Below are 21,830 nucleotides of genomic sequence, written 5' to 3' on the forward strand. Positions count from 1 at the left end.
TATAAGTATAGTAATGAATTAATATACAAGAAAGAGGATGTTTATGAAGAAATTTTTTGCAGGTCTATTATTGACCCTTTCAGTAGTTAGCTTGGTTGGTTGTGGAGGAAAAAGTAGCTCAACCAAAGATGATTCCCTACAAAAAATAAAAGATAAGGGTGAGTTGGTTGTAGCACTAAGTCCTGACTATGCTCCCTTTGAGTTCCAAATGATTAAGGACGGAAAAAATGTTGTTGTTGGTAGTGACATTGATCTTGCCAATAAAATTGCTGAAAAGATTGGAGTTAAGGTTAAAATTTCTACTATGGACTTTAGTAATGTCCTAGCAAGTGTTGCTAATGGTAGCGCTGATTTAGCTATTTCAGGGCTTACTGCAACCGATGAACGTAAGAAAACTTTTGATTTTTCTGATGAGTACTATCAAACTAAAAATGTTCTTGTTGTTAACAAGGACAAGGCTGATAAGTACAAGAGCATTGCTGATTTGAAGGGTGCAAAAATTGCTGCTCAAAAGGGAAGTATTCAAGAAGGAATTGTAACAGATACCTTTAAAGATTCTACTCTTATCTCACTTCCAACTGCAACTAACATGGTTAATGAATTGAAAAATAATACAGTTGATGCGATTGTTTTAGACGGGCTTGTAGCTGAAAGTTATGTTGAATCAAATGATGATATTGTGATTGAAAAAGATATTACCTTCCCAGCTGATACTGAAGGAAGTAACGCTATTGCCATTAAAAAAGGTAATGACAGTCTAAAAGACGAAGTTAATACAGTTATTGCTGAACTTAAAAAAGAAGGCTACATCACTAAGAGTGTTGAAGATAATTACAAACTAGCTAAAGAAGCAAAAGTTGCTGAATAATAAGATAATAAAAAACCTGTAAGTTTAACTTACAGGTTTTTTATATGATAATTGTTCTTTTGACAGCCCTTAGATTAATGGTTTCATTTGCTTTTATTTTATATGTTTCTCCGTCAACCTGGACGATTTCCTTTGATTTGACCCTTATGGAGAATGATTTAGCCCTGGTATGATAAACATTTTTATTGTCTAAATGCTTGGCCTGGAGAAGCTGTAGGATTATTTTAATCAATTTATGTAGGCCGATTTTAGGAAGTTCAACTAAGGTTAGTTTTTCTTCAAGAGACGATTCCTGAGGAGCGATTTTATAGCCTCCTCCAAAGAAGGCATGGCTTGTAATCGTTAGTAGGAAGATATTTTTAAAGCTTTGGCCATTGATTTCTGCTTCAAAGGATTTCTTTGTAAGAATGACTTTGAGAGCATTTATGAGATAGGCCAGGCCTCCAGCATTGTATTTGGCAAGAATCGTTTTGAGGCTACTTTCATTTGTAGCTAGGGCTATGCTTGCATCAAGGCCTATGCCTAGGTTGTTAAGGGCATATCCTGATAAACTTTCACTCTGATATTTAATTACATAAAAGTCGGTTGGCTTGCCGTCTATGATTTTTTTAAGGCTTTCAATGGGATCCTTGGGTAGATTCATACTGTTTGCAAAATCATTGCCACTCCCCGCCCTGATATAGGAGAATTTTTGGTCCAAGGGAAGGTAATTAATCACATTTGAAAGGGTTCCGTCCCCACCGACTATAATTAGTAGATCTTGGGGCTTAATAACTTTAAGGATTTCTCTGGTAGGATCGGCCTCTCCTCTAGGACTATTAGTTAGATATTTTTCATGGGCAAGATTCTTTTCTTTAAGAAAATCGCATAAAATTTGTGCAGTTTTTGCTCCCGTGCCACCTCCTGATGTGGGATTAACCAGTAAGTAATATTTCATAGTAACGATTATAGCATATTTATCTACTAACTTGACTGTAATTTCTCTTGCATCTTTAGGATAAACTTGTGTATAATTACCAAATGAGTACAAAAAAAATAACCCGACTAGCTATTCTCTCAGCTATTGCTATCAGTTCAAGATTTGCCCTTGTCCAGTTTCCGAATTTTAAGATGGTGAGTGCAATCTTTTTTGTTACAGTTGTATTTTGGGGATTACCTGAAGGGATTTTGGTCATGATTTTAACCATGACTATTTCAGGAATTTACCTGGGTATGAGTATTATTGTTTTATTTCAAATTATATCCTTTGCCCTTATTTTGAGTTTATGGAGGCTGATTTATAAATTTTTGCCTAATCTGTTCTTAAAGCTAGTGGGAGTTGGCTTTTTGACCCTCTTATATGGATTTATCATTTCTTTTTTGACAACAAGAATGTTTACCATAAATTTTTGGGCCTATTATTTAAACGGATTTTGGTTTGATGTAAACCATGCAGCTAGTACGATTATTTTTTACCCTCTTGTTTATAAAATATTTGAAAGGTTGAAATTATGAAAAAATTAATGACACTTGTCTTGATAGGCTTATCTCTTTTTAGTCTAACAGGATGCTTGAATAAAACATCTACCAGTCAGGAAGCAAGTATTTCTAGTTCATCAGAGGAACAAATTGGGGATGTGACTTTGATTATTAGATTTGATGATGGGAGTGAAAAGGAGTTTAAAAATCAACCCATAACGGCTAATACAACAGTTCTTGATCTTCTTAAATCCTGTGTTGAGGTAAAAGATGACAAGGGATTCATTACTGAAATTGATAATGTCAAACAGGACGAAGCTGCTAAGAAGTACTGGCTATATGAGATTAATGATCAAATGGCCAGCAAGGGAGCAAGCGAGCAGAAGCTTAAGGACAGAGATAAGGTTATTTTTGAGCTGGGTGGATTTTAGGTTATTAAAATTATAAAAATAGAATAAAATTCAAATTTATTGTATATTTATACATTAATTGTGGTATAATTAAAAGAAATTAATCAATGAGGAGTAGTATATGAATTTTTCCTTTCTACCAAAATTTTTACCATATTTTACAGATGGTACAGTAGTTACAATAAGCGTTTCGATTTTAGTTGTATTTTTTGGGACAATTATCGGAATTTTACTAGCCCTAGCAAAACTTTCAAATTTTGCCCCTTTAAAATGGCTAGCAAACATCTACATTGGACTTTTCCGCGGAACTCCAATGATTCTTCAAATCATGGTTTTCTTCGTTACTGTTAAGATGACCTTCTTGCCAACTTTTCCTCTTGGAATTTTAAATGTTGATTTGGCGCGTGTGGTTCCAGGGATTATTATCCTCTCAATGAATAGCGGAGCTTATGTTGCTGAAATTATCAGGGGTGGTATCTTATCTGTTCCTAAGGGTCAGATTGAAGCAGCTCATTCTTTAGGTATTCGCCCAGGGCAAACTATGAGAAGTGTTGTTTTACCTCAAGCCATTAGAAACTGTCTTCCATCACTAGGAAATGAATTTGTTACAATTATTAAAGACAGCTCACTTTTATCAACTATCGGTGTTATGGAACTTTATAATGGTGGTCTTACAACTGCAAGTACAACTTATATTACCTTAGAGCCCCTACTATTTGCTGGCCTTTTCTACCTGGTAATTACCCTTCTTACAAGTCAGTTAATCAATCTACTTGAGAAAAAAATGTCGAAAGGATATGTTAAATGAGTAAAAGCATAATTGAGATTAAAAATCTTCATAAATCTTTTGGAAAAAATGAAATCCTTAAAGGTCTAGATCTTGAAATTAATGAAGGTGAAGTAGTTGTAATGATCGGTCCTTCTGGTTCAGGTAAGTCAACCTTCCTTAGAACGATGAATATGCTTGAAACTCCAAGCCAAGGACAGGTGATTTTTGAAGGAAATGATATTTCTGATAAGGATGTTGATATTTTCAAGCATAGGGAGCAGATGGGAATGGTTTTCCAATCCTTTAATCTTTTTTCTAATTTAAATATCCTAGACAACCTAACCCTTGCACCGATAAAAAATAAGAAGATGACCAAGGATGAGGCTGAGAAAAAAGCCCTTAAACTTCTTGAACGAGTAGGTCTTGCTGATAAGGCTCAGGCCTTCCCGCAAAGTCTATCTGGTGGACAACAGCAGAGGGTTGCTATCGCTCGTGCTCTTGCCATGGATCCAGAGGTTATGCTTTTTGATGAACCAACAAGTGCCCTTGATCCTGAAATGGTAGGAGAAGTTTTAGCAGTTATTAAGGAGCTTGCTAAAGACGGGATGACTATGGTTATTGTAACTCATGAAATGGGATTTGCTAAGGAAGTAGCTGATAGGGTCCTCTTTATGGATGGTGGTCACATTATTGAAGAAGGAAGTCCCCTTGAAATCTTTGATAATCCAAAAGAAACTAGAACACAAGACTTCCTATCAAAGGTCCTGTAAGAATTTTAAAAAAAGAGATGATCCATCTCTTTTTTTGTTGGTTTGAAAACTTTTCCGAGATAAGTTAGAATAGATGGGGTTCTATGAGCATATTTTTTACTGAAAATATGATAGAATGAACTTTGATTTAATAAAGAAAGAAGTGACGAAATGTCTTTAACATATAGAAAAAATACGCGACCTGTTTTAGTTGGTGATGTAATTGTCGGTGGACGGGAGAAGGTTATTATCCAATCAATGTGTACCACTAAAACCCAGGATGTAAAAGCAACAGTAGCCCAAATTCATGAACTTGAAGAGGCTGGTTGTCAGATTATTCGTGTGGCTGTTCCAGACATGGAGGCAGCCCTTGCCCTAAAAGAGATTAAGGAACAAATATCGATTCCTTTAGTCGCAGATATTCACTTTGACTATCGTCTGGCCCTTCAGGCTATTGAATCAGGAGTTGATAAGATTAGGATTAATCCTGGTAATATTGGACGAATTGACCGAGTTCAAAAGGTTGTTGAAGCATGCAAGGCTAAAAATATTCCAATTAGGATTGGAGTTAATGCTGGATCTTTAGAAAAGAAATTTTTACAAAAATACGGTTATCCAACGCCAATGGGAATGCTTGAAAGTGCCCGTGAGCACGTTAAGATTCTAGAAGATTTGGACTTTCATGACATTATCATTTCTATGAAGGCTTCAAATGTTGAGTTGGCTCTTGCAGCCTACGAGCTTGCAGCAGAAGAGTTTGATTATCCCCTGCACCTAGGAATTACTGAATCAGGTCCACTTTTTTCTGGATCAATAAAATCAGCAGCAGGTATGGGTGCTCTTCTTTCAATGGGAATCGGGGACACAATGAGGATTTCTCTTTCAGCTGATCCAGTGGAAGAAATCAAGGTTGCCCGCGAGGTCCTAAAATCATTTAATCTTATTGACAATGCGGCAACTCTTGTATCTTGTCCAACCTGCGGGCGAATTGAAATAGACTTAATCCCAATTGCCCAGGAACTGGAAAATTACATTGCTTCAATCAAGGCTCCAATAACTGTTGCCATCCTAGGATGTGGGGTTAATGGACCAGGTGAAGCGCGTGAAGCTGATATCGGCCTAGCAGGTGGTAGCGGTAAGGGAATGCTCTTTAAAAAAGGAAAAATTATCAAAACGGTTCCAGAAGAAGTTATGCTTGAAGAGTTCAAAAAAGAGATAGATGAAATGTATGAATTCTTCCAAAAAACAGGGAGGTTGCATGGAGATCCTGAGTAATCCGTTAATTGAAGTAGCAATTTTAGTTGGTCTTCCAACTCTTCTAAGTCTTGGAATGTTTATAAGGGTTGTAAAAACAGACCCAAGAACGCTGAGGCTTGGAAGATGGGGCCTCTTGTCAATTTTTTTCATCTTTGTCTGCATTAATCTCCTTCTCTTATATTTAGGAGGTAGTGGAAAGATTCCTCTAGCAGTTCCTATATATGAGGGAGTAATTCTTGTGGTTGGTTTTTTAATCCTCTCCCTTATTTTATTTATAGGAATCATTGTTGAAAGTATAAAAATTTGGCGGAGGGAGAGCCACTCCTTAGCTAATCTGCTTCTTCCCTTGACCTTTATCCTTCTTGTGATAGCAGGACAAGTAGTAGGAAGAATAAACTCCCTACCTGAAAAATATGAACTACTTAAGATTGTTACCTATATGTATCCCTTCTTTTTAATATATATTGGTTGGCAGTTCTTGGTCTTCTTTTCATCAACTGTTATCTATAGCTGGTTGGTCAGAAGGGCTCAGGCTAATTATTTTGTTGTTTTAGGCGCTGGCTTAATAAATGGGAATCAGGTTGGAAAATTACTAGCCGCAAGAATTAAGGCCGCAAGTGATCATGCTAAAATCCAGGCTGAATTACCTGAAATTATTTATTCAGGAGGCCAGGGACCAAATGAAACCGTAAGTGAAGCCTATGCCATGCGCGAATATGCTGTAAAGGAACTTGACTACCCACTTGCTAAGACGATCCTTGAGGATAAGAGCCGGACAACCTATGAAAACCTGGTATTTTCTTCAAAAATTGTCAAGGAAAAAGCCAATAATCAGGATGAAAAATTATTGTTTTTTACCAGTGAATATCATGTGTTTAGGGCAGCCCTGATTTCCAAAAAACTTGGTCTTAAGGCCCAGGGACTTGGCGGGAAAACAGCCCTTTACTACCGAATTCCTGCCTTTATCAGGGAATTTATTGCTGTTTTAAATATGGAAAAGAAAAAGCACATCATTAATCTAAGTTTAATCTTTAGCATAAATATTATTTTAATCTTGCTTGCTCGCTTTACCGCCCAGTAATAAGCAAAATAACTCTCAATGAAAATTGGGAGTTATTTTCGTATATAGGTTAAAGGAGTTTTTATGATTGTTGGAGAAGATTCAAAGGGGAAAAGAATAAATTTAGTTGATTTTACAGATTATGAAAGCCTGAAAAATAAATCATTTTTTTGCCCCCATTGTCATTCAAGCCTAATTTTTAAAAATGGCCCAGTTAAAAATGCTCACTTTGCCCATAAATCCTTGAAAGAATGTAATTTTTACTGGGAAAATGAAAGCCAGGAGCACCTGGGTTTGAAAAAAAGTCTTTATGCCTGGTTTTCTAAAGATAATCAGGCTCAAGTGGAATTTTATCTGCCGGAAATCAAACAAATTGCTGACATTATGGTTGAAGAAAGGCTTGCTATTGAAATCCAGTGTAGTTCCTTGTCTTTGGAGCGTTTAAGGGAGCGAACTAGCTCCTATCAAGAAATAGGGGTTACTGTCATCTGGATTCTGGGGCAAAGGCTTCATCTGAGAAATAAATTAACGGAACTTAAGGAGAATTTTCTTTATTTTTCCAGTAATATAGGTTTTTATTATTGGGAATTAGATTATGAGGGAAGTTTCTTAAGGATTAACTACCTGATTCATGTTGACATCAAGGGGAGGGTGATTTATAGGTCGCAAAAATTTCCCTTTGGTCGGGGAAATCTCATGCAGATTTTGCGTTTTCCTTACCAGGCTAGAAGACTTGAATCTATTAAGGTTAGGCCCCTTTCCAAGGAAGAGGTTTACCTTTATTTAAGAAGGCAGCTTTTAGCGAAAAATTCTCGGTGGATGAAGGTTCAAGAATTATATTATCTAAAAGGAAAAAATATTCTTGCTCCTTCCCTACTGGCCAACTTTTATTTTCCGCCAGCCTTTGACTATTACAAAAGACTCTTAAAAAGGGAGGAACCCTGCCATCTGGCTCAAACAAGAAGGTTTACTAAGGAGATTGAAGAATACTATAAGAATTATTTTAATTATCTTTTGAAGATTAAAAAATCAGGGTCCTTTCTACTGTATCCCCCAAAATTTTATGATAGAATGAACTTTAAGTAGAAATTCGATATCATAATAACAGGAGGATTTGATATGGTAAAAAATAGAAATGAAGTCGCAGAAGCTAGGACTTGGGATTTGACTACAATTTATCCAAGTGATGAGGCCTGGGAGCGCGATTATGAACGAGTAACTAAAGAACTTGATCAGGCCCTAAAATATCAAGGCCACCTAACTGATTCTGCTAAAAGCCTTCTTGAGATTACAAAGGAAGAGCTTAGAATCTCTCAAGCTGTCGAAAGACTTTACGTCTATGCATCTATGAAAAACGATCAGGATACCAGGGTTGCAAAATACCAAGAACTCCAAGCTAAGGCAACAGGTATCTTTGCGAAATTTGGTCAGACCTTTTCCTTTTATGAACCAGAATTCATGTCTCTAACTAAGGAAGAGCTAGATAAATTCAAAGAAGAAGAACCTGAATTAAATGATTATAGCCATTTCTTTGAAAAGATGTTGATTAAAAAAAATCATATTTTATCAGCTGCAGAAGAGGCACTTTTAGCAGGAGCTAGTGAGCTTTTTGGTGCGTCAGCAGAAACCTTTGAAATCTTAGATAATGCTGACATATCTTTCCCTCAGGTTAAAAATTCTGAAGGAGAGTTAGTAAGACTTACCCACGGAAATTATATTACTCTAATGGAATCTAAGGATCGTGCAGTTAGGCAAGAAGCTTACAAGGCTATGTACAGTATTTACAAGCAGTTTGAAAATACCTATGCTAAGACCCTAGGTTCAACAGTCAAGGTTCATAATTTTGAAGCTAAGACTAGGAAATATGACTCAGCCAGGCAGGCAGCTCTTGCACAAAATAATATACCTGAAAGTGTTTTTGAAAGCTTGATTGAAAGTGTTAATAAACACCTTCCCCTTCTCCACCGCTACATTGGACTGCGCCAGAAAATTTTAGGGCTAGATGACCTCAAGATGTACGATATGTATGCTCCCCTATCAAATCTTGATTACAAGTTTACTTACGATGAGGCAGTTGAAAAGACTCTTGAGACCCTTGAAATCTTCGGGGCTGAATATCTTTCTTATGTAAAGAGATCTTTTGATGAGCGCTGGATTGATGTTGAAGAAAATCAGGGTAAAAGAAGCGGGGCTTACTCAGGTGGTTCTTATGATACCAATGCCTTTATGCTTTTAAACTGGCATGACACCTTGGATAATCTTTATACGCTAGTTCATGAAATGGGCCACAGTATGCACTCAACCTTTACAAGAAGCAACCAGCCCTATGTTTACGGGGATTATTCAATTTTCCTTGCTGAAATTGCCTCAACAACAAATGAAAATATTTTAACAGAGCTTCTTTTGGATCAAATAGAGGATGAAAAGACTCGTTTTGCTATCTTAAATCATTATCTAGATGGTTTTAGGGGGACTGTTTTCCGTCAGACTCAGTTTGCCGAATTTGAGGATAAAATTCATACAGCTGATGCCCAAGGTCAGGTACTGACGAGTGAGTTTATGAATAATTTATATGCTGATTTAAATGAAAAATACTATGGACTAGCCAAGGAAGAAAATCCTGAAATCCAATATGAATGGGCCCGTATTCCTCATTTCTATTACGATTACTATGTCTTCCAGTATGCTACAGGATTTGCTGCCGCAAGTTATCTGGCAGAAAGGATTGTTCACGGGGATGAAAAAGATAAGGAAGCCTACCTTGATTATCTAAAAGCAGGAAATAGCGATTATCCTCTAGAGGTCATTGGTAGGGCTGGTATTGATATGACAAAGTCTAACTACCTAGATGAGGCCTTCAAGGTTTTTGAAAGCCGTCTTAGTGAATTTGAAGATTTAGTTGAAAGAGGTGCTTACAAGTAATGGTTGAGTCTTATAATGAGCGGAGCAATAGAAATATGCGCCGCCCTATTGTCAAAGAAGAAGTTGTTGATTTTATGAGAACCAAGCAAAAGCAGCTTACAGGACATTTGGGGGAGCTTGCTGACTTTGCTAGGCAGGAAAATATTCCGATTATTCCCCATGAAACAGTAGTTTATTTCCAGCTTTTACTCCAAACTCTCCAACCAGAGAAGATTTTAGAGGTAGGAACAGCCATTGGTTTTTCAGCCCTACTTATGAAGGATTCATCTCCTAAGTCTCAAATAGTTACAATTGATAGAAATCCTGAAATGATTGCCTTAGCCAAGGAAAACTTTTCAAAATATGACCCAGAGGGAAGTATTAGACTTTTAGAAGGAGATGCCCAGGAGGTTCTACCAACAATTGAGGAAAAATTTGACCTAGTCTTCATGGATTCGGCTAAATCAAAATACATAGAGTTTCTTCCATATGTGCTTGATAGATTAAATGTAGGTGGTTTAGTGATTATTGATGATATCTTTCAAGCTGGAGATGTCGTTCGTCCGATTGAAGATATTAGAAGGGGCCAAAGGACTATTCATAGGGGCCTTAATAAGCTTTTTGATGCAACCCTTAATCATGATAAGCTTACAGCAAGCCTTTTACCAATCAGTGATGGGATTTTAATGATTCGAAAAAATGATGAAGACATTGATTTAAAGATCGATTAAGTTTGATGTAAGTTAGGTGGGATAAGATACTTTTAGATTGAGTTTCGAACCAATCAATTTTAGAACTTATTCTATTAATTGATTATAGTTTCTTTAAGCAGTATTTTAAAAATTGTGATATACTATACTGGCTTAATATCAAAGGAGAAATGTAGTGAATTTTAAAAAAATTACCCTAACAACCGCAACAGGACTTGCCTTTTTATCACTTGCAGCTTGTGGTCAAAAGAGCTCTACCCCAGATACTGATATTGTTACCATGAAAGGGAACACTATTCGTGTAACTGACTTTTATGATGCAGCCAAGGACAACACTTCATCAACTAGTAACCAAGTGCTTCAGCAGTTAATCTTAGATGATGTTTTAAATGACAAGTATAAAGACAAGGTTACTGATAAAGAGATTGATGAAGAATACAATAAGACTAAGGAGCAGTACGGCGATCAATTTGATGCAGCTCTTGCTCAAGCAGGTCTTACTGAAAAATCTTATAAGGCTTCAATCAAGACTAATTTACTAGTAAAATATGCTGTTGACCAAGCCATTGAAAAAGAATACACAGATGCTAACTTGAAAACTGCTTGGGAAAGCTTCCATCCAGAAGTTACAGCGCGTGTAATTCAAGTTTCTAAGGAAGACGATGCCAAAGCAATCCTTGAAGAAGTTAAAAAAGATGGAGCTGATTTTGCTGCCATTGCCAAAGAAAAATCTGAAGGAACAGCTAAGGATGATGGCGGAGAAATGACTTTTGATTCAAATTCAACCGACCTATCAACTGATGTGAAAAATGCAGCCTTCAAATTGGAAGATGGACAAATTTCTGATGTTATTTCTTATACAAGTCCTTCAACAGGAACTTCAAGCTATTACATTGTAAAAATGGAAAAAAATAGCAGCAAGGGCGATGATATGGATAAATATAAGGATGACCTAGAAAAAGCAATTAAAGAAGAAAAAGAAGCTGATACAAGCTTTAGAACAACTGTAATTGGTAATATCCTTAAAGAGTACAATGTTACAATAAAAGCAAAAGAATTCAGTAATATCCTTTCTGACTTCATGGGAACAACAAGTTCTAGCAGCAGTAGCAGCAAATAATAATTAATTTTTAGAGAGTCTTAGTTGGTGGGAATAGACAGTTAATTTAGTGCGGCCTATTTAGGCTATTATAGGTGAGAAAACATCTCTAACAAACAAGTAAGATAATGAGACTTCATTGTAAAGGAGGGTGGTACCACGGCACTTCGTCCCTCCCTACGGTGGAGTCTTTCTTTTTTGTTTGATAAAAAAATCACTTGTTTGTGTCGAAAAAAGGAAAATAAATGTAAATAATATGGTAAAATGCCATAGTAATAATAAAAATATTGGAGAAATCATGAAAAATATGTCATCAACTGAAGTCCGCAAGATGTATCTGGACTTCTTCGAAAGTAAAGGCCACACTGTTGAACCATCAGTATCTTTGGTTCCAGTAAATGATCCAACTTTGCTTTGGATTAACTCAGGTGTTGCTACCCTTAAAAAATACTTTGATGGAAGTGTAACCCCTGAAAATCCAAGGATTACCAATGCTCAAAAGGCCATCCGTACAAATGACATTGAAAATGTCGGAAAAACTGCCCGCCACCACACCATGTTTGAAATGCTTGGTAACTTCTCAATCGGAGACTACTTCCGTGATGAAGCTATTGAGTGGGCCTTTGAGCTCTTAACAAGCCCTGAATGGTTTGCCCTTCCTAAAGACAAACTATATATGACTTATTACCCAGCAGATAAAGATTCATACAACCGCTGGATTGAACTTGGTGTTGAACCAGATCACCTGATTCCACTTGAAGACAACTTCTGGGAAATCGGTGCTGGACCAAGTGGACCAGATACAGAAATCTTCTTTGACCGCGGTGAAAAATATGATCCAGAAAATATTGGAATTCGTTTACTTGAAGAAGACCTTGAAAACGATCGTTATATCGAAATCTGGAACATCGTACTTAGCCAGTTTAACGCTGATCCTGCTGTGCCAAGAAGCGAGTACAAGGAACTTCCTCAGAAAAATATTGATACGGGGATGGGTCTGGAACGTATGGTTTCAATCGTTCAAGAGACTCCAACCAACTTTGAAACTGACCTCTTCATGCCAATCATCCGTGAGGTTGAAAAACTTTCTGGTAAGACTTATGATCCGTACGGGGATCCAATGAGCTTCAAGGTTATCGCTGACCATATCCGCTCACTTTCATTTGCCATTGGTGACGGTGCCCTTCCAGGAAACGAAGGACGTGGATATGTACTTCGTCGTCTACTTCGTCGCGCTGTTATGCATGGCCGCAAACTAGGAATCGATGATGCCTTCCTTTACAAACTTGTCCCAACTGTAGGACGTATCATGGAATCTTACTACCCAGAAGTTTCTGACAAGAAAGATTTCATTGAAAAAATTGTTAAACGTGAGGAAGAAACATTTGCCCGCACAATTGATGCTGGTTCAAGTCTGCTTGAAGAGCTTCTAGCTAAACTTAAAGAGGCTGGTAAAGACACCCTTTCAGGTGAGGACATCTTCAAACTTTACGATACTTATGGTTTCCCAGTGGAACTTACTGAAGAGCTTGCCTTTGATCAAGGCTTCAAGATTGACCACGAAGGATTTAAGGCAGCCATGAAGGAGCAACAAGACCGTGCTCGTGCGGCAGCTGTTAAGGGTGGAAGTATGGGAGCTCAAAGTGAGGTTCTTGCTGGTCTTGTTGATGATTCAGTCTTCAACTATGATCTTGATGCATTAACAAGTGAGCTTGTTGCTATTGTTCAAGACGATACTCGTGTTGATTCAGCAACAGGAAGTGCTCAAGTAGTATTTGCGGAAACTCCTTTCTATGCTGAAATGGGTGGACAGGTTGCAGACTTCGGGGTTATCCGTGATGAAAATGGTCAACTTGTCGCAAAAGTGGTTGACGTTCAACGTGCTCCAAACGGCCAACACCTGCACACTGTTGAGATTGAAGGAAATCTTGAAACTGGTAAGGCTTATGAGCTTGCCATTGATACTAAACGTCGTAACGGTGTTACCCGCCACCACTCAGCAACTCACCTCCTTCATGCAGCCCTTCATGAAATTCTTGGGGAACACGCCAGCCAAGCAGGATCTCTAAACGAAGAAGAATTCCTTCGTTTTGACTTTACACATTTCTCAGCTGTAACACCTGAAGAGCTTGAAGCAATTGAGCGTCGTGTCAACGAAGAAATCTGGCATGCCATTCCGGTTGAAACTGTTGAAACTGACGTTGATACAGCTAAAGAAATGGGAGCTATGGCCCTCTTTGGTGAAAAATACGGGAAAGAAGTCCGCGTGGTTAAAATAGGAGACTTCTCAATCGAGCTTTGTGGGGGAACACATGTTTCAAACACAAGTGAAATCGGCCTCTTCAAGATTGTCAAAGAAGAAGGAATCGGTTCAGGGACTCGCCGTGTTCTAGCTGTTGTTGGTCAACAAGCTTATGAAGCATTCAAGGACCAAGAAAAAGTTCTTAAGGAAATCGCTGAGAAAGTTAAGGCACCACAAATGAATGTCCTAGTTGACAAGGTAGTAGCCCTTCAATCTGACCTTCGTGATGCTCAAAAGGAAAATGAAAGCCTATCAGCTAAGATGGCCCAAGCCCAATCTGAACAAGTCTTCAAAAATGTTAAGACAGCTGGAAGTGTAAGCTATATCGCAGAACAAGTTTCTGTAAAAGACGCTGGAGCTCTACGTAACCTAGCTGACGTTTGGAAACAAGGAGATGCTAGTGACATCTTAGTTCTTGTTGCTGCAATTGGTGACAAGGTAAACCTTCTTGTGGCTTCTAAGGACAAGGCTGTAAAAGCAGGGGATCTTGTAAAAGCTCTTGCTCCGTACATTGACGGACGTGGTGGCGGAAAACCAGATATGGCCATGGCCGGAGGATCTAAGGCAGCTGGAATTCCAGAACTTCTAGAAAAAGTGGGAGAAAACATTGGATAAGAAGGCTGAAATCATGCTCTATGTCGAGAATGTCGCAGAAAATGCGGCCTTCTGGCGGGCGATTGGTTTTACGGTTGAAGAAACCCTTGATTTTACGGGGGCAAGTTCTGTTTCGATCAGACCAACTGAGGATAGCTCAGCTATCTTCAACCTATACGACATCAACCAGGTGCGCATGTATTCACCAGAGGTTGCTGAAAATAAACCAGCCGTCCTCTTTCATGCCCCTAATCTTGACCAATTAAATAAAAAGATCAAGGCAGCTGGTGGAAAAACCAGTGATATTATGACCTTTGAAAATGGAGCGAAAGTTACTAATTTCGCTGATAACGAAGGAACTTTCTATGCTGTAATCGAAGAACAATAGAGATAGATAAAAATAAAAGATCAGTTAAATAGACTGGTCTTTTATTTTATGGCTAAATAAAATCTTAAAATCAGATAATTTAGAAAATTTATAGATTATTCTTGACAGGTAAAAAAAATAAATATAATATATAAAACAATAACAAAGAAGAGTAGCTGGATAGAAACCTTCAGGGAGTTGGCGGTTAGTGTGAGCCAATGGTGGATTACTTGTGAATGGACTTTGTTCTTTAAATTGATTTGAAAAAATAAGAATCACGGTAGTCACCGATATCAGACAAGTCCTTGTTAGAGGATTGAGATAAAATTTGTCAAAATAGGTTTTTTGGTTTACCCTAATGACAGTTTTAATTGTGGTGGTACCGCGGATATTTTCGCCCACAGGTAAGATATTTACCTGTGGTTTTTTTGTTGATTTTTTAGTGGAGGACTGGTTGATGAGAATTGAAAAGATAGTTAGTGGAGATTACTTAACTCCCATAAGCATTTACTTACGCTTAGAGGGCACTAATAAGGTTATTTTAGAAAGCATACCGAGGAATAATGAGGATTCCAGGTATTCAATCATTGCCTGTAACCCGGTAAGTCATATTAAATTTATTGATGGAAACTTGATTGTCGACCAAAAAGTTGTTGAAACTCCAGACCCCTTGGCCTACCTATCTCAATTAACCTTAAAAACAGATTCACCTTCGTCATCCGTTGACTATCCCTTTCAGGCTGGGGCCATTGGCTATATCGGTTATGACATGTATGCCTTTTATGAAAAAATAAAGCTTGAAAACTATGATCAACTGAAAATACCAGATTTTTACTTTATGCTCTATGAATCATTTGTAGTCTTTGACCATAAAAAGGAAAAGGTCATTCTCGTTGAAGATAATCTTTACAGTAATCGTACTAAAAAAGAGATGGAAAAATCCCTAGAGGATGTGATCACAAACCTCAAACAAATTTGTAAACAGGAGTATCAAAATAAGGATGTAAAAAAACTTTCTTTCGAAGCAAATGTTTCCCAAAATCAGTTTAAAGATCAGGTAACAAAAGCTCGGGAGTTAATTAGACAGGGAGATATGTTTCAAATTGTATTGAGTCAAAGATTTGAGGCAGATATAGAAGCTAATCCCTTTGACTACTACAGAAGACTTAGATTGGAAAATCCTTCTAGCTATCTTTACTACCTTGATTTTTCAGATTTTCAAATCTTAGGGAGTTCGCCTGAAAGTTTAGTCGCAACTAAAGATGGTGTAGTTACTACAAATCCGATAGCAGGAACTATTAAGCGGGGGCGCAATAGATATGAGGACAAGCTACTGGCTGAAGAACTTAAAAATAATGAAAAGGAGCAATCCGAGCATAAGATGTTGGTTGATTTGGGAAGAAATGACCTGGGTCGGATCTCTGAATACGGAACGGTTGAGGTACCACTTTTTATGGAAGTTGAATCCTACCGCTATGTAATGCATTTGGTTAGTTTGGTTAAGGGTAAACTAAGGCGAGGCCTTGGTAGTGTCGATGCTCTTATCTCAACTCTTCCAGCAGGTACTCTGTCAGGTGCTCCTAAAAATAGAGCTTTTAAAAGAATCTATGAGTTTGAGTCAGTCAAGCGTAATTTTTACGGGGGTGCCATTGGCTACATTTCCAACAATGATAATTGTGACTTTGCTATCGCCATTCGAACCATGCTGGTCAAAGATCATAAAGCCTATGTTCAGGCAGGTGCAGGAATTGTTTATGATAGTGACCCTCAAAAGGAGTATGAGGAATGTTTGAATAAGGCCCGTTTGTTTACCGACTTAGGAGATTAAGATGATACTACTAATTGATAATTATGACTCTTTTACCTTTAATTTAGCCCAGTACATAGGGATGAAATCAGATTTGGTTGTTGTGAGAAATGACCACAAGGACCTAGATACTTATCTAGAAAGGGCAAGTGCCTTAGTTTTTTCCCCGGGACCCGGTTGGCCCAAGGATGCAGGTCGCATGGAGGAAATTATTGAACAGATGGCAGGACGTGTTCCCATACTAGGAATTTGTTTGGGCTTTCAAGCCATTGTCGAGGTTTTTGGTGGAAAATTACGCCTTGCAAAGAAGGTCAGGCATGGTAAGGAAAGCTTGATTGAACATAAGGGACAGGAGACAAGGCTATTTAAGGGAATGGATAATCTTGTTCCAGTCATGCGTTACCATAGTTTGGCCATGGATCAAAGTAAGGAACTTGTAGGTTTTGAAATTACAGCCAAGTCCTGTGATGACCAGGAGATTATGGCCATTGAAAATGATGATTTAAAGGTTTACGGTCTACAGTTTCATCCTGAAAGTATTGGAAGTCCTGATGGAATGAAAATGATTGAAAATTTTTTGGAGGTTGTGAAAAATGGATAAGTTAAGAAGGATTATAAACTTTGAAAATTTATCAGTGGCAGAAATGATGGAGGTTGCTTCTAATATGTTTTCAGGAAACTACAATGAGGCCCAGTTGTCATCTTTATTGACAGCCCTAAAAATGAAGGGAGAAAGTGTTGATGAATTGACAGGTCTTGCCAAGGTCATGAAGGCTCGTGCCACTCAAATTCCAACCTCCTTGACAGATGCCATGGATAATTGCGGAACAGGAGGGGACTATAGTGACAGTTTTAATATTTCAACCACTGCAGCCTTTGTTCTTGCAGCCGGTGGAATTAATATGGCCAAGCATGGCAACAGGAGTATTTCAAGTAAATCAGGTAGTGCAGATGTCCTTGAAGAACTGGGGATTAATTTAGAGCTAAGTCCTGAACGACTTGCTCAGGTACTTGAAGAAATTGGTATTGTCTTTCTTTTTGCTACCAACCTGCATCCGCAAATGAAAAAAATTATGCCTGTCAGAAAAAATTTGGCCCTCCCAACCATTATGAATCTAACTGGGCCACTGATTAATCCAGTTAATTTAGACTGCCAGCTCCTTGGAACCAGTCGGCCAGATTTTATTGAAGAAACAGCCAAGGTTCTAGGTAATTTGGGCCGAAGAAGGGCCCTTGTAATCAGTGGAGCTGGTGGAATGGATGAGGCCAATTTAAGTGGGGTAAATAACTATGCCCTCCTTGACCAAGGGGAGGTAAGTTTGGGTTCTTTTTCAGCTCAAGATTTGGACGTGGAAGAAATTTCCCTTGCCGATATAAGGGGAGGGGATGCGCGTGATAATGCTAAAATTTTAGTGGATGTCTTAAAGGGCAAACAATCACCTTATTTGGAGATAACAGCTCTGAATGCTGGTCTTGGTTTCTTCACAAATGGTAGGGTAGCAAGCATCAAGGAAGGTGTTAATCTTGCTAAGGATTTAATTTTTCAGGGTAGGGCCATGGAAAAACTTGAACTGCTCAAAAAATATCAAAGCTAGGAGAAAGAATGGAATTTTTAGATCAAATTTTAGCTCATAAAAAAACAGAGGTTGAGCAAATGGATGAGGTAAAATCGCAAGAGCTTAGAAAAACCTATAAATTAGTAGATTATTTGAGAGAGAATCAACAAAAATTGGGGGTAATTGCTGAGGTAAAGAAAGCGAGTCCAAGTCTTGGGGCCATTAATATGGATATTGATATTCTTGATCAGGCTAAAACTTATGAGGCGGCAGGAGCCCTTGCCATCTCAGTTCTAACAGATGAGCCTTATTTCAAGGGGCATATTGAATACCTAAGGGAGATATCAGCTGCCGTAAATATTCCAACTCTTAATAAGGATTTTATAATTGATGAACGCCAGATTAACCGGGCTATCAATGCTGGGGCAACCATAGTTTTACTAATAGTTGCAGCCCTTTCAGAAAGCCGCCTGGAGGAGTTGTTTACTTATGCCAAATCTTTAGGTTTAGAGGTACTTGTTGAGGTGCATAATTTAGAAGAACTTGATGCAGCCCATAAATTAGGCGCCCAGCTGATTGGTATAAATAACCGTAATCTCAAGAGTTTTGAAGTTAATCTACAGACCAGCCTTGATCTTGCCAAATATTTTAAGGAAGACCGCTTTTATATTTCAGAAAGTGGCATAAAAACAGCAGCTGATAGCCATAGTTTGGCCAAAGATTTTAATGGCCTCTTGGTTGGTGAAACCCTGATGAGGGCAGAAAATCCAGTTATTAAAGTGCAAGAGATTGGGGTGGTTAGATAATGATTATCAAAATATGTGGTCTTCAAAGGAAGGAGGAGGTCAAGCAGGCAGTTCAATCAGGAGCCAGTCATCTGGGTTTTGTTTTTAGTAGGTCTAAAAGGAAGGTTGACTATAAAAAAGTTAGGGAAATTACTCAAGGTTTGCCACAAGAGATTAAGAAAGTTGGTATTTTTGTTGATGAAGATTATAAACTTGTGAATGAACTTAGTAATTTAGCGGGTCTTGATGTGGTTCAGCTCCACGGGCAGGAGGATTTATCCTATATCGATAAAATAGAGCTGCCGGTTATTAAAGCTCTTGATGACTACCAAAAATTTAAGGATTATCAGTCTGATCGAAAGGAAATCATCTTCCTTCTTGATGGAAAGAAGCCTGGTAGTGGTCAAAGATTTGACTGGGAAAATTTACCCTTAGAGCAGTTGGGGGAAAAATTTATTCTGGCTGGAGGGTTGAACTTGGAAAATATTGACCAGGCCCTGGAATATTTTTCTGGCCATCTTCTAGGAGTAGATGTTTCAAGCGGAGTTGAGTCTAATGGGCAAAAGGATTTACAAAAAATAGATTTATTTACAAGAAAAGTAATAGGAGAAAAAGTATGAGTTATTCAATGCCAGATGAAAAGGGATTTTATGGGGATTTTGGAGGGCAGTTCATTCCTGAATCTCTAATAACAGCAGTTAAGGAACTCCAAGAAGCCTATGAAGCCAGCAGGGATGATCAGGAATTCCAAGAGGAGTTTGAAGATCTGTTAAGAAATTATGTGGGACGCGAGAATCCTTTGTACTTTGCTAAAAATTTAAGCGAAAAACTTGGAGGTGCTAAGATTTACCTTAAACGGGAGGATTTAAACCACACGGGATCTCATAAGATTAATAATGCTCTAGGCCAGGTTCTTTTAGCTAAAAAGTTAGGTAAAAATAAGATTATTGCAGAAACGGGAGCAGGCCAGCACGGGGTTGCCACAGCTACAGCAGCGGCACTTTTTGGGATGGAATGTACAATTTACATGGGAGAAGAGGACGTTAAAAGGCAGGCCCTAAACGTATTTAGGATTGAACTCCTAGGAGCTAAGGTGGTAGCTGTTACTGATGGTTCTAAGGTTTTAAAAGATGCGGTAAATGCAGCTTTAAGGGCTTGGGCAGCCAATGTTGAGGACACTCATTATATTTTAGGAAGTGTTCTTGGACCCCATCCCTACCCTCAAATTGTTCGAGACTACCAGTCAGTCATTGGTAGGGAGGCTCGGAGGCAGATTCTTCAAATCGAAGGTAAACTACCAGATGCTCTTGTGGCTTGCGTTGGTGGTGGAAGTAATGCCATGGGACTTTTTTATCCCTTCCTTGAAGATTCAGAGGTTGAATTTTACGGGGTTGAGGCAGCAGGAGAAGGACTTGAAAGCAAACGCCATGCAGCAACAATCACCAAGGGTCGTCCGGGTGTCCTTCACGGAGCCTACATGGATCTCCTTCAAGATGAGAACGGCCAGATAGATGAGGCCTACTCAATTTCTGCAGGCCTTGATTATCCTGGTCTTGGACCCGAGCATTGTTATTTCAAGCGAATTGGGCGGGCAAAATATGAGGCTATAACTGATGAGGAAGCCTTAGCGGCCTTTCAACTTTTAAGCCAGACTGAAGGAATCATTCCAGCCCTTGAGAGTTCTCATGCAATATCTTATGCTGTAAAACTTGCTGCAAGTTTGGATCAGGATCAAGTAATTATTGTTTGCTTGTCAGGTAGGGGAGACAAAGATGTGGAGCAAGTTCGAGAAATTTTAGCAGGGAGAAATTGATATGAAGACAAAGACTTTGACCAAAAAACTTAAAGGTGAGAAAAAAATTTTTATTCCCTATATTATGGCAGGAGATCATGAACGGGGACTTGATGGCTTACAGGAGACAATAGACTATTTAAATGATCACGGTGTTTCAGCGATTGAACTTGGAATTCCTTTTTCTGATCCAGTAGCTGATGGACCGGTCATTGAACTAGCAGGTCTTAGGAGTCTAGAAAGAGATACGACCCTAAGAAAGGTGGTAGGAGAGCTTGGAAAGATTAAAAGCAAGGCACCATTAATTTTAATGACTTATTTCAATCCAGTCCTCCAGTATGGCCTAGAAAATTTACTAGATGATTTGGAGGCAACGGATGTAGCTGGTCTTATCATTCCCGATTTACCCTATGAACATGAAGATTTGATAGCTCCTTTAGTAGATTCAAGAGATCTTGCCCTCATTCGAATGGTATCTATTACAACAGATATAAAAAGGCAGGAGAAGCTTGTTGACGGAGCCCAAGGATTTATTTATGCCGTGGCCTTAAATGGGGTTACAGGAACACAAAATGCCTACCAAGAAGAACTAGATAATCATCTATCAACCTTAAGGAACCTATCTCCCATTCCAGTTGTTACAGGCTTTGGGATATCAAAGCTTGAGGATGTTGCAAGATTCCACAAGGTTTCAGATGGTGTAGTAGTAGGATCTTACATTGTTGATAAGCTTAAAGACAATAAATACCCAGATTTAGATAGCTTTATTTCCCAGGCCATTGAACTGGGTAATCAATAAATAAAAATATGCTCTTGACTAAGGCTTGATTCATGTGTTAGAATAAAAAAGTATGTGAATGGACATATAAAATTAAAGGTAATCCGCTGGAGACAAGTACTGCAAGATTATCGAGAAGGAGAATAGAAAACATGAATCCATTAATCCAAAGCCTTACTGAAGGTCAACTACGTAGCGATATCCCATCATTCCGTCCAGGGGACACTGTACGTGTTCACGCGAAAGTTGTCGAAGGAACTCGCGAACGTATCCAGTTATTTGAAGGTGTTGTAATCAAACGCCGTGGTGCTGGAATCAGCGAAACTTACACAGTTCGTAAAATTTCAAACGGTGTTGGTGTCGAACGTACATTCCCACTACACACTCCACGTGTTGAAAAACTTGAAGTTATCCGTCACGGTAAAGTACGTCGTGCTAAACTTTACTACCTACGTGCATTACAAGGTAAAGCAGCTCGTATTAAAGAAATCCGTCGTTAAGATTTTAAAAACTCCCTTTGGGAGTTTTTTTATTTTCAACCCTTATTAAAAATTATGAGCAACTTATT

At 38.3% G+C, this 21,830-nt stretch carries 22 protein-coding genes and 1 other annotated feature; of the genes, 21 read left to right on the top strand and 1 reads right to left on the bottom strand.

The annotated features are described in order from the left end of the window. The first annotated feature begins 43 nt into the window (after positions 1 to 43). The gene (locus tag OZX60_02375; protein WEV45594.1) at positions 44 to 868 is read left to right on the top strand and encodes a transporter substrate-binding domain-containing protein; all 825 of its coding nucleotides are present in this window, start codon (positions 44 to 46) and stop codon (positions 866 to 868) included. A 40-nt stretch (positions 869 to 908) separates the two neighbouring features. Here OZX60_02375 and OZX60_02380 read toward each other — a convergent pair whose 3' ends face one another. After that, entirely contained in the window at positions 909 to 1,898 is a 990-nt protein-coding gene (locus OZX60_02380) for a YegS/Rv2252/BmrU family lipid kinase (protein ID WEV45595.1), read from the bottom strand. On the opposite strand from OZX60_02380, the gene OZX60_02385 reads away from it, so the two are divergent. The 20 genes from OZX60_02385 (at position 1,889) to rplS (ending at position 21,762) form a co-directional block, all read left to right on the top strand. Beyond that, on the top strand, positions 1,889 to 2,362 hold the full coding sequence (locus OZX60_02385; GenBank protein WEV45596.1) for an ECF transporter S component: 474 nt from the start codon (positions 1,889 to 1,891) through the stop codon (positions 2,360 to 2,362). The two genes, OZX60_02380 and OZX60_02385, sit on opposite strands and share 10 nt — an antisense overlap. Then, positions 2,359 to 2,757, top strand: coding sequence for a DUF4430 domain-containing protein (locus tag OZX60_02390; protein ID WEV45597.1), 399 nt, complete (start codon positions 2,359 to 2,361; stop codon positions 2,755 to 2,757). The genes OZX60_02385 and OZX60_02390 overlap by 4 nt, the downstream gene beginning before the upstream one ends. A gap of 100 nt (positions 2,758 to 2,857) precedes the next feature. Further along, positions 2,858 to 3,544, top strand: a complete 687-nt coding sequence (locus OZX60_02395) for an amino acid ABC transporter permease (GenBank protein WEV45598.1) — start codon at positions 2,858 to 2,860, stop codon at positions 3,542 to 3,544. After that, positions 3,541 to 4,275 carry an amino acid ABC transporter ATP-binding protein gene (locus OZX60_02400; GenBank protein WEV45599.1) on the top strand — a complete coding sequence of 245 codons (735 nt, stop codon included), beginning with the start codon at positions 3,541 to 3,543 and terminating at the stop codon, positions 4,273 to 4,275. The genes OZX60_02395 and OZX60_02400 overlap by 4 nt, the downstream gene beginning before the upstream one ends. 150 nt (positions 4,276 to 4,425) lie before the next feature. Next, the gene (gene ispG, locus OZX60_02405) at positions 4,426 to 5,529 is read left to right on the top strand and encodes a flavodoxin-dependent (E)-4-hydroxy-3-methylbut-2-enyl-diphosphate synthase (protein ID WEV45600.1); all 1,104 of its coding nucleotides are present in this window, start codon (positions 4,426 to 4,428) and stop codon (positions 5,527 to 5,529) included. Beyond that, complete coding sequence (locus OZX60_02410; GenBank protein WEV45601.1) at positions 5,513 to 6,592, top strand: YdcF family protein; 1,080 nt, start codon at positions 5,513 to 5,515, stop codon at positions 6,590 to 6,592. The genes ispG and OZX60_02410 overlap by 17 nt, the downstream gene beginning before the upstream one ends. A gap of 63 nt (positions 6,593 to 6,655) precedes the next feature. Then, positions 6,656 to 7,657, top strand: a complete 1,002-nt coding sequence (locus OZX60_02415; GenBank protein ID WEV45602.1) for a competence protein CoiA family protein — start codon at positions 6,656 to 6,658, stop codon at positions 7,655 to 7,657. A 33-nt stretch (positions 7,658 to 7,690) separates the two neighbouring features. Then, positions 7,691 to 9,493: an oligoendopeptidase F gene (pepF, locus tag OZX60_02420; GenBank protein ID WEV45603.1), complete on the top strand. Its 1,803-nt coding sequence runs from the start codon at positions 7,691 to 7,693 to the stop codon at positions 9,491 to 9,493. Next, the gene (locus tag OZX60_02425; GenBank protein WEV45604.1) at positions 9,493 to 10,203 is read left to right on the top strand and encodes an O-methyltransferase; all 711 of its coding nucleotides are present in this window, start codon (positions 9,493 to 9,495) and stop codon (positions 10,201 to 10,203) included. The genes pepF and OZX60_02425 overlap by 1 nt, the downstream gene beginning before the upstream one ends. Positions 10,204 to 10,357: 154 nt before the next feature. Further along, on the top strand, positions 10,358 to 11,302 hold the full coding sequence (locus tag OZX60_02430) for a peptidyl-prolyl cis-trans isomerase (GenBank protein ID WEV45605.1): 945 nt from the start codon (positions 10,358 to 10,360) through the stop codon (positions 11,300 to 11,302). A gap of 277 nt (positions 11,303 to 11,579) precedes the next feature. Then, a complete protein-coding gene (gene alaS / locus OZX60_02435) occupies positions 11,580 to 14,198 on the top strand; it encodes an alanine--tRNA ligase (GenBank protein WEV45606.1) in 2,619 nt (872 codons plus the stop codon). Next, entirely contained in the window at positions 14,191 to 14,565 is a 375-nt protein-coding gene (locus tag OZX60_02440; GenBank protein ID WEV45607.1) for a glyoxalase, read from the top strand. Before alaS ends, OZX60_02440 begins: the two co-directional genes overlap by 8 nt. 129 nt (positions 14,566 to 14,694) lie before the next feature. Beyond that, positions 14,695 to 14,949, top strand: a binding site (T-box leader). Positions 14,950 to 15,001: 52 nt separating this feature from the next. After that, complete coding sequence (gene trpE / locus OZX60_02445; protein ID WEV45608.1) at positions 15,002 to 16,372, top strand: anthranilate synthase component I; 1,371 nt, start codon at positions 15,002 to 15,004, stop codon at positions 16,370 to 16,372. A 1-nt stretch (position 16,373) separates the two neighbouring features. Next, entirely contained in the window at positions 16,374 to 16,952 is a 579-nt protein-coding gene (locus tag OZX60_02450; protein WEV45609.1) for an aminodeoxychorismate/anthranilate synthase component II, read from the top strand. After that, positions 16,945 to 17,946: an anthranilate phosphoribosyltransferase gene (gene trpD, locus OZX60_02455; protein ID WEV45610.1), complete on the top strand. Its 1,002-nt coding sequence runs from the start codon at positions 16,945 to 16,947 to the stop codon at positions 17,944 to 17,946. Before OZX60_02450 ends, trpD begins: the two co-directional genes overlap by 8 nt. Before the next feature lie 8 nt (positions 17,947 to 17,954). Further along, the gene (trpC, locus tag OZX60_02460) at positions 17,955 to 18,713 is read left to right on the top strand and encodes an indole-3-glycerol phosphate synthase TrpC (GenBank protein WEV45611.1); all 759 of its coding nucleotides are present in this window, start codon (positions 17,955 to 17,957) and stop codon (positions 18,711 to 18,713) included. After that, positions 18,713 to 19,312, top strand: coding sequence for a phosphoribosylanthranilate isomerase (locus OZX60_02465; GenBank protein WEV45612.1), 600 nt, complete (start codon positions 18,713 to 18,715; stop codon positions 19,310 to 19,312). The genes trpC and OZX60_02465 overlap by 1 nt, the downstream gene beginning before the upstream one ends. Then, complete coding sequence (trpB, locus tag OZX60_02470; GenBank protein WEV45613.1) at positions 19,309 to 20,505, top strand: tryptophan synthase subunit beta; 1,197 nt, start codon at positions 19,309 to 19,311, stop codon at positions 20,503 to 20,505. The genes OZX60_02465 and trpB overlap by 4 nt, the downstream gene beginning before the upstream one ends. A gap of 1 nt (position 20,506) precedes the next feature. Beyond that, positions 20,507 to 21,283: a tryptophan synthase subunit alpha gene (trpA, locus tag OZX60_02475; GenBank protein WEV45614.1), complete on the top strand. Its 777-nt coding sequence runs from the start codon at positions 20,507 to 20,509 to the stop codon at positions 21,281 to 21,283. A 131-nt stretch (positions 21,284 to 21,414) separates the two neighbouring features. Then, on the top strand, positions 21,415 to 21,762 hold the full coding sequence (gene rplS / locus OZX60_02480; GenBank protein ID WEV45615.1) for a 50S ribosomal protein L19: 348 nt from the start codon (positions 21,415 to 21,417) through the stop codon (positions 21,760 to 21,762). Positions 21,763 to 21,830: the final 68 nt, after the last annotated feature.

The sequence above is a fragment of the Streptococcaceae bacterium ESL0687 genome (assembly GCA_029392475.1).
Taxonomy (GTDB): Bacteria; Bacillota; Bacilli; order Lactobacillales; family Streptococcaceae; genus Floricoccus.

Bases quoted from the DNA above. Each gene is read 5' to 3' on its own strand.
- OZX60_02390 (WEV45597.1), top strand. From the start codon at position 2,359: ATGAAAAAATTAATGACACTTGTCTTGATAGGCTTATCTCTTTTTAGT.
- trpB (WEV45613.1), top strand. From the start codon at position 19,309: ATGAGTTATTCAATGCCAGATGAAAAGGGATTTTATGGGGATTTTGGA.
- pepF (WEV45603.1), top strand. From the start codon at position 7,691: ATGGTAAAAAATAGAAATGAAGTCGCAGAAGCTAGGACTTGGGATTTG.
- trpE (WEV45608.1), top strand. From the start codon at position 15,002: ATGAGAATTGAAAAGATAGTTAGTGGAGATTACTTAACTCCCATAAGC.
- ispG (WEV45600.1), top strand. From the start codon at position 4,426: ATGTCTTTAACATATAGAAAAAATACGCGACCTGTTTTAGTTGGTGAT.
- OZX60_02400 (WEV45599.1), top strand. From the start codon at position 3,541: ATGAGTAAAAGCATAATTGAGATTAAAAATCTTCATAAATCTTTTGGA.
- trpD (WEV45610.1), top strand. From the start codon at position 16,945: ATGGATAAGTTAAGAAGGATTATAAACTTTGAAAATTTATCAGTGGCA.
- OZX60_02395 (WEV45598.1), top strand. From the start codon at position 2,858: ATGAATTTTTCCTTTCTACCAAAATTTTTACCATATTTTACAGATGGT.
- trpA (WEV45614.1), top strand. From the start codon at position 20,507: ATGAAGACAAAGACTTTGACCAAAAAACTTAAAGGTGAGAAAAAAATT.
- OZX60_02375 (WEV45594.1), top strand. From the start codon at position 44: ATGAAGAAATTTTTTGCAGGTCTATTATTGACCCTTTCAGTAGTTAGC.
- OZX60_02410 (WEV45601.1), top strand. From the start codon at position 5,513: ATGGAGATCCTGAGTAATCCGTTAATTGAAGTAGCAATTTTAGTTGGT.
- OZX60_02415 (WEV45602.1), top strand. From the start codon at position 6,656: ATGATTGTTGGAGAAGATTCAAAGGGGAAAAGAATAAATTTAGTTGAT.
- alaS (WEV45606.1), top strand. From the start codon at position 11,580: ATGAAAAATATGTCATCAACTGAAGTCCGCAAGATGTATCTGGACTTC.
- trpC (WEV45611.1), top strand. From the start codon at position 17,955: ATGGAATTTTTAGATCAAATTTTAGCTCATAAAAAAACAGAGGTTGAG.
- OZX60_02465 (WEV45612.1), top strand. From the start codon at position 18,713: ATGATTATCAAAATATGTGGTCTTCAAAGGAAGGAGGAGGTCAAGCAG.
- rplS (WEV45615.1), top strand. From the start codon at position 21,415: ATGAATCCATTAATCCAAAGCCTTACTGAAGGTCAACTACGTAGCGAT.
- OZX60_02425 (WEV45604.1), top strand. From the start codon at position 9,493: ATGGTTGAGTCTTATAATGAGCGGAGCAATAGAAATATGCGCCGCCCT.
- OZX60_02385 (WEV45596.1), top strand. From the start codon at position 1,889: ATGAGTACAAAAAAAATAACCCGACTAGCTATTCTCTCAGCTATTGCT.
- OZX60_02450 (WEV45609.1), top strand. From the start codon at position 16,374: ATGATACTACTAATTGATAATTATGACTCTTTTACCTTTAATTTAGCC.